The organism is Marinobacter sp. UBA2498 (genome assembly GCF_002341575.1).
In the GTDB taxonomy this organism is placed as follows: Bacteria; Pseudomonadota; Gammaproteobacteria; order Pseudomonadales; family Oleiphilaceae; genus Marinobacter; species Marinobacter manganoxydans.
In genome coordinates this window covers 2,196-4,247 of the sequence record NZ_DDOI01000117.1, presented here as the reverse complement: position 1 = coordinate 4,247, position 2,052 = coordinate 2,196, and the positions used below count along the sequence as shown (strand labels likewise).

General features: G+C 57.6%; 2 protein-coding genes. One reads left to right on the top strand and one right to left on the bottom strand.

The window, feature by feature from the left end:
* Nucleotides 1-899: 2-hydroxyacid dehydrogenase (locus B2W52_RS16160; RefSeq protein ID WP_286803740.1), on the bottom strand; the 899-nt coding region annotated here is incomplete at its 3' end.
* A gap of 276 nt (nt 900-1,175) precedes the next feature.
* On the opposite strand from B2W52_RS16160, the gene B2W52_RS16155 reads away from it, so the two are divergent.
* Entirely contained in the window at nt 1,176-2,000 is an 825-nt protein-coding gene (locus B2W52_RS16155; protein WP_088826290.1) for an IclR family transcriptional regulator, read from the top strand.
* The last annotated feature ends 52 nt before the right edge of the window (nt 2,001-2,052 follow it).

Below are 2,052 nucleotides of genomic sequence, written 5' to 3'. Positions count from 1 at the left end.
GAAATGGCGCGGCCCTCGGCGTGATCCCGAATCTTGCGGGTGATCTGCTCAATGGTGGCGTCCCTCAGGGTCCGGGCCGAGATATGTGGGGTGATGGTGATTTCTTTTCGTTGCCAGAATGGGTGCTCCTCCGGTAACGGTTCCTTCCGGAACACGTCGAGCGAGGCGCGCAACAGTTTGCCCTCGTCCAGCGTCCGAAGCAGATCTTCCTCAACCAGGTGTTCACCCCGGCCAACGTTGATCAGTACGGCGCCCGGCTGGAGCTGGCTAAGTAATTCATAGTCGATGATGTTCCGGGTCTCATCAGTCAGCGGCAGGGTGTTGACCAGAACCCGGGTGGTTTTCAGAAAGTCGCCGAGCTGATCCGGACCGGCGTAGGTATTGACTCCTTCCAGGCTATGGTCCCCGCGGGCCCAGCCGCTCACCCGATAATCCAGATTGGACAGAGTGCGGGCCACACGCTTACCAATGTGGCCAAGTCCCATGACACCCACCGGCCATTCGCTGCGTTTGATCGGGCGATGGATCTTCCAGATACCCTGGCGTTGCTGCTCCCGATAGGTTTCCATCTCGCGGCTTGCCTCCAGCAACTGGTGCAGCACGTACTCTGCCATCTGCGCCGACATGCCGGCATCCTCCAGGCGCACCACCGGAAGGTCGGCCGGCAGGTTGGGCACTTTGAGCAGGCCATCAATGCCCGCCCCGAGATTGAATACCGCCTTGAGATGCTTTTCCCGTTCGAACAGCGCCTCGGGCGGTTGCCAGACAATGGCGTAATCCGCATCGATGGCTGGGCCGTTTGGGTTCCAGACATAAACCTCGGCGTCCGGTAATTGCTCCAGGATCGGTACCGTCCAGCGTTCTGGTTTGGGGTCGCCTGCCACAAATAGAATTTTCATTTTGCCTCCGGGGGTCGCCACGGGGTTCATTGGCTGCTAATTTGTTTTGCAATGCAGAATAAGGTATCCGCGAAAACGTTGAAAGTCGGTATTCGATACCGCCATGCGATTCTGATTTTGAAACATAATTGATAAGTGTTTCATATTTGGTGCGGATTTTGAAAAGACTTTCTGGTACTTGATTTCTGCAGCGATTAAAATCATGAATCCTTTGTTATTCACCATATTAATACACCGGTTACCGGAGCGGGCGACGCGGTTGGAGGACGTCCCATTATGGCAGGAAAGAAGCAGATCTCACCCGAACTGAAAGTGGCATCCACTGACGGTGAGCCCGTGAAGCCGGAAAAAGACCGCAAGTTTGTCGAGGCCCTGTCCCGCGGCCTGGACGTGCTCCGGGCCTTCAGCCAGGGTCCTGTCATCCTGGGAAACCAGGACATTGCCCGTATCACCGGATTGCCCAAGCCGACCGTGTCGCGGATGACCTATACCCTCACCAAGCTGGGATACCTCAGCTACAACACCCAACTGGAGAAATACCAGCTGAGCTCCGGGGTGCTGGCGCTTGGCTATGCCTACGTGTCCAATCTCAAGGTGCGTCAGCTGGCCAAGCCCTACATGGACGAGTTCGCCCGCCAGACCAACATGTCCGTTGGCCTCACCTGCCGGGACCGGTTGCACATGATCTACGTGGAAAACCGTCTGCCACCGGAAGCCTCCCTGTTGCGCATGGATATCGGCCTGAAACTGCCGATGGCCAGTACCTCCGCCGGCCGCGCCTACTACTGCGCCGTCAGCGACAAGGCCCGCCTGGTGATCGACGACGCCATGGCCGCGAAATATGGTGATGCCTGGCCAGAGAAGAAGCAGGGCCTCGACCAGGCCATGAAGGACTACAAGGAGCACGGCTTTTGCCTGTCCATTGGCGAATGGGACCGGAACATCAACTCTGCTGGCGTGCCCATTCACTTGCAGGATGGCACCATCATGGCCCTGACCTGCGCTGCGCCGTCCTATCTGGTGCCGGCGGAAAAGCTTCGGGGTTCCATTGCCCACCAGCTGGCCATGCTGGCAGGCGATATAGAATCTTTGGGTGTTTGATAACAGCCGTGAAGTAACGAAGGGAGGTAGCGAGTAGGCCCTACAGAAACCG

Coding starts and splice junctions, on each gene's coding strand:
- B2W52_RS16155 (WP_088826290.1), top strand. CDS start 1,176: ATGGCAGGAAAGAAGCAGATCTCACCCGAACTGAAAGTGGCATCCACT.